We start from the raw sequence: 4941 nt of genomic DNA, 5'->3' as shown, positions 1-4941 counted from the left end.
TGCACCAGCGAAAACGTAAAGTCAAGTTACGCTGGTACCCGTACAAGAAAGTGCGGTACGGAAATGTGCAATACGAGGGTCTCTTACGGTGATTTTAATAACTGTCCAATCTAATCAGTAGCATACGAAAAATAATGCCTTGCTAATGGAGCAATCTTGGTATTTAGATGATGCTGTAAGTGCCTTAAGGGAAAGTAAATACACTTTTTATAAGCCATCCCGATTTGTCCTTGATAGACTAACTAGTGGCGACATGGTGAAGTTAAGGTTCGCCATAAAAATGCCTGACGCGGATGCAGATGCGGAAAGGATGTGGGTCAAAATTGACCAAAGATTGGGGAATGAGTTCAAAGGATTCCTTACGAATCAGCCTCAGTTTATAGATGATCTAGAAATAGGTGCAACCATTAAATTCAATATAGATCATGTAATAGGTACCGAATATGAAGATCCTGAGAACATTGTAGAAAAGTATATAGATCGATGCTTTGTATCGAATAAAATCCTTCTGGATGGAAGTAAGGTAGGCTATTTATACAGGGAAGAGAACTTAGGAGAAAAGAACGGTTTTTATGATAGTGGTTGGCGTATTTCAGCAGGCACAGAATCTGAGGAGTATCTGAATGCTGATGGAAATGCCCAGTTTGTTTCTCTAGGCAAGGTGTTAGATGTGGATGACTCAATAATTGAGCTATTGGATGAGCCAATAGGTTCTTTTTTTGAATGGGATGATTCACAAAAGACCTTTGTACGGCTATAAACTTTCAAGGGTTGGAATAAACCCAAGTGGGGTTAATTATAAATTGCACTTTGCTCAGTAGGCTATTCCTTTTCACTAATATCTAAATATAGATTCTGTCGAATAACATAAAATCAGTTACACAACTTGTCTTTGAAAAGTGCCATGTTTCGCCCATGAGGTAAGCATGGCACTTTTGCATTATCGCTAGTTTTAAACGTTGAAGGAAAGTTAGGTATTTAATGTTTAACGTTAAATGATATTTGTTTTGCGTTAAATGTATGTATCTTTGGGGTAATCTAAACCAAGCTGATATGAAAGCTATCAATACTACCTTTTGGGTGATCGCAGTCCTCATTGGACTTCAATGCTTACTATTCCTCTATAGGGGAGTTTCGATAATTGGTGAATATACAGGTGTCTTAAGATGGATGTGGATATTTAAAATCGTTACCTACTTGGGCATAGTCATCATGGGATTCCTTGTCTTCAGAATCAAAAAATCGTTGAATTTGAGTGGCTTTTTTGATTCCCAAAATGTGAAGCAACTGCGCTCTTTTGGCTTTTTAGGTTTAGGTGTTGCTATCTTTAACTCACTAGCTAATGCAGGAATGAGTACATGGCATTATTATAAAAAGGAAGTCAGTTTTGAACAGGCACAAGGAAAATTCCTTTTCTATTTTGCTGAACATGTATTTGACCATTCGCTGATTGTTTACGTGTTGGTTTTGTCTATTTTGTTATTAACCTACTTCACTCAAAAAGCTATTGAGGTGAAGAGTGAAAACGAAGCCTTTATATAAGCGTGAATATTATAGTCAATTTAGACGTCATGATGGCTAAGAGAAAAATGTCTCTTAATGAGCTATCTCAAAAAGTAGGGATATCGAACGTAAACTTATCAATTCTTAAAACCGGCAAGGCGAAGGGAGTCCGATTTGATACACTGGCTGCCATCTGTCAGGCTTTGCAATGCCAACCCGGCGATATTTTAGCGTATGTTGATACCTCTGTATCTGATCAATCATCCGTATTTGAAAGTACTGTCTACTAATCAATTAGAGGTGTAAATAGACACGTCAAACTAGCGATAATACAAAAGTGTCATGCTTACCTCATGGGCGAAACATGGCACTTTTCAAAGACAAGTTGTATAACTATTTTTATGTTATTCGACTTTAGCCAGAAAGGATTTGATTATTAATCAATTCGATTTCTTGAATTAATATTATTCTATTGATTACGTACGTATTCCACTTGATAGTCGGAAGGTAGTTTAGCAACAACAATTAGGTTACTGCGGCCATCAATCGGAGAGGAGCGTGTACAGTATTCTTCACTGACTGTATACGTTATTTTTTTGGTTGTATCGTCTCGCTTCACATCATGAATGTAGCGGCTATTACTGCCTTTATTGACGGTAGTAAGACCCAAGATCTCGTACCTAGTGAAATCAATACTATCTAAGCGACTCTCACAGCAGGAAGCGAAAACACGTTTATACTGACTAGCATCAGAAATCCGAATGCCAGAGCGGCTTAAATCACCTTCCTTTTGATCATAGGCCGAGTAACGTTGATCTAAAAGACGGAGGGTTAGACCCGTCATCTGGTCGTCTCCCTTTTCACATTCAGGTTCTTGACAGGACCATAGACAGACTAGTGGTAGTAGAAATAGCTTTTTCATAATTGTAGTGATTCAGCTAAATTGATAAAGGTTGTAACAGTGCGGAACTATTGTATAAGTGCAAATATGTTAACCTACGAATTTAAAAGCCGTCTTCATTGGCCGACAACCACGTTTTGTACTTCGTCTTATAAAGATCTTTAATGGGCTGATCCTTGAAGATGATATCAACCCCGCCATCATAAGGGGCTAGTAAACACTGGTTAGACACAGAAACAAAGAGGACTCTTAAGTTATCTTCGGCAATATCTTTTAAAATGTCATTATAAGCCGGAGGTTGCCAATTGACCTGAGTAAAGATAGGCTTGTACACCACATCAGAATCGTAGTCATCAGGATACAGTGAGCCTAGCGAAATTGGCTTCAAGGGCGTGAAAGGTAAGTGATCAAGCGAATAAACTGGCGATAAACTCCATACTTGGTTGTTCTTCAAGCTCAGATAGTTTTCGCCTGTGACTAGTATTATATCGAAATCACCAACCAATAAATCAGTGATAAGCGTATTTTGACGTGAAAGCAACTCATTCCATTCTATATCATTTTCGGGGTGTCGTTTCGATCCAGGTAAACTGTGAACTCTTAACCAGCGCTCCGGATAAGCATCTTTTAGGAACGGTGAAATTGGATATGTATTCCCATAATTGGAATCCCAAAAGGTCTGAAACTGGTTGGCTGTCATTTAGATATTCCCTGTTGTATGATCTAGTTTAGACTGCCTAAATAAGCTCTTCTGAACGGGAGTTTACTCGCAGTTGATAGAGTCAATCTACAGAAACTCCATTAACATAATACCAACCTTTTTCTCTCCCTTTCCAATATACAATCCACCCTGTCTCCACGGCTTATAGGCGGTGGTCAATCTTAGTTATTTCACATAACATAAGATTACTTATACCACTTGGCTTGGAAAAATACAACTGTTAAGTAAACAGGAGCAACCCACTTTATCAAGTAACTCACGTTTATTTATTCTCGAAAAACGCTCAATAAACTGGATTGATGTTAGTATGATTCAGCTACTCGGCTAAGATGGTGTATAACTCCCGGTTAATATAGTAGTGGTTCCCGCTCACCGTCTTACGCTCCAAGACCTCCTAGTCAACCAATTTGTTAAGATAATCACGGGCCGTATTCTCTGCATACGTGCGGTCTTGGGTTAGATGCCGCACTCGCACTCGGGTAACCGGTTGAGTGAAGATCTTTTGGGTTAACTGATCCGGACGGCGAATACTCCCTTGGCGGGCAACTACCTCTAGAACAGCATCCCGCGCTTGCAAAATACGATTGATCTTCTCGTAGGTCATCTGGGCCGTTTGGGCGACCGCCCGTAGCATGTAGAGTAGCCATCGTTGCCAATCCCCTCGCTGGGAGACACCAGCTAAGGCACTGTAATACTCATCTTTGTGCTCGACGATGTAGCGACTTAAGTAAAGAATGGGGTAGTCCAGTAAGCCTTTCTGAGTCAGTAGGTGAATGTTGGCCACCCTTCCCGTTCGCCCATTCCCATCTCGGAAGGGATGGATTGCCTCAAACTGAAAGTGGCCGATGGCCATCTTGAGCAGTGGATCAATTGGGTAAGTCCCATCATCGTTGAGGAAACTAATGAGGTTGGTTAGCTTGGCTTCCAGAATGCCCTGACCACGAGGTGGGGTATACACCGGTTTACCAGCGTTGGGACCGCTGCCCCCTTGTCAAATGTAGACTGGAGAGAACGCCGGTCGCACGTTTTCGGTTGACTGCTTGATCTCTCGAAATACCCGAATAAAGTAGTCCAGACTAAAGCCACCTTGCTGCTGCAAGTAGTGAAAACCCTCCCACAAGGCTTCTCGATAGCGTAGAACTTCTTTAGTGGGCTCACTAGCCAGCTCACCGTTTTGTTCGCTAAAGGCCCGGTATAGCTCATCATCGGTAGTGAAGATATTCTCAATAGCACTAGAAGCTTTGGCTTCCTGTAAGCTGATGGAATTCACTAATAGTCCCTGGTTAGGTATGGCAACGCTTCTTCCCTGTAGTCGACCCAGGGCTTCCTTGGCCTGAGCGAGTTGTTCGTAGACCTCAACGGTTCGGTAGAGTTGGGGATGGATGGGCAAATCCGGTAAGTTGTTCCAAGGTTGATTTCGGTCGGGGTTGATTGGGTATAGGCCTGAGTGGGGCATCAAATCGGTCTTTATTTAAGGTTAGCTAGAACTCTGTTTATCAAAGTTATGGCCACTTTCGCTAACTAACCTTAAAATGGCCTCAATTTAATGTTAGTTAGCGAAAGCGTCTTCAAAAGAATGAGGTAGAGGAAACGTATGCTGCTAACAGGGGTGTCAATGTCAAAGAATAAGCGTCGAATGGTACTTCTCATTTAGGACGAAGAAAATTTTATATATCTGCTTCATAAATGGGGCGTGGCTGTTGCACAACTCTACCTAGGGATTTAAGTGGCCTTTTCTGTATCTTGAGGTATGCAAGGCAGAAAAGAATATCTTGAAAAGCAAATCACTTGTTTTCAGCTGTCCAGCCGTGTCCCT

At 41.3% G+C, this 4941-nt stretch carries 6 protein-coding genes; 3 read left to right on the top strand and 3 right to left on the bottom strand.

The features are described from left to right. The first annotated feature begins 145 nt into the window (after window positions 1-145). The 3 genes from ACYU87_RS27460 (at window position 146) to ACYU87_RS27450 (ending at window position 1793) form a co-directional block, all read left to right on the top strand. On the top strand, window positions 146-760 hold the full coding sequence (locus ACYU87_RS27460) for a DUF2185 domain-containing protein (protein ID WP_461137205.1): 615 nt from the start codon (window positions 146-148) through the stop codon (window positions 758-760). Between the two features lie 293 nt (window positions 761-1053). Beyond that, window positions 1054-1542 carry a hypothetical protein gene (locus ACYU87_RS27455; RefSeq protein WP_461137204.1) on the top strand — a complete coding sequence of 163 codons (489 nt, stop codon included), beginning with the start codon at window positions 1054-1056 and terminating at the stop codon, window positions 1540-1542. Between the two features lie 2 nt (window positions 1543-1544). Next, window positions 1545-1793, top strand: coding sequence for a helix-turn-helix domain-containing protein (locus ACYU87_RS27450; protein WP_461137203.1), 249 nt, complete (start codon window positions 1545-1547; stop codon window positions 1791-1793). Between the two features lie 714 nt (window positions 1794-2507). Here ACYU87_RS27450 and ACYU87_RS27445 read toward each other — a convergent pair. From ACYU87_RS27445 to ACYU87_RS27435, 3 genes are all read right to left on the bottom strand, one after another. Continuing rightward, window positions 2508-3104, bottom strand: a complete 597-nt coding sequence (locus ACYU87_RS27445) for a DUF3885 domain-containing protein (protein ID WP_461137202.1) — start codon at window positions 3102-3104, stop codon at window positions 2508-2510. 415 nt (window positions 3105-3519) lie between these two features. Further along, entirely contained in the window at window positions 3520-4083 is a 564-nt protein-coding gene (locus ACYU87_RS27440) for a Fic family protein (protein ID WP_461137201.1), read from the bottom strand. Window positions 4084-4116: 33 nt separating this feature from the next. Then, window positions 4117-4581: a Fic/DOC family N-terminal domain-containing protein gene (locus ACYU87_RS27435; RefSeq protein ID WP_461137200.1), complete on the bottom strand. Its 465-nt coding sequence runs from the start codon at window positions 4579-4581 to the stop codon at window positions 4117-4119. Between the last annotated feature and the right edge of the window lie 360 nt (window positions 4582-4941).

Source organism: Spirosoma lituiforme, from assembly GCF_054776635.1.
This window is presented reverse-complemented; position numbering and strand designations above follow the sequence as displayed.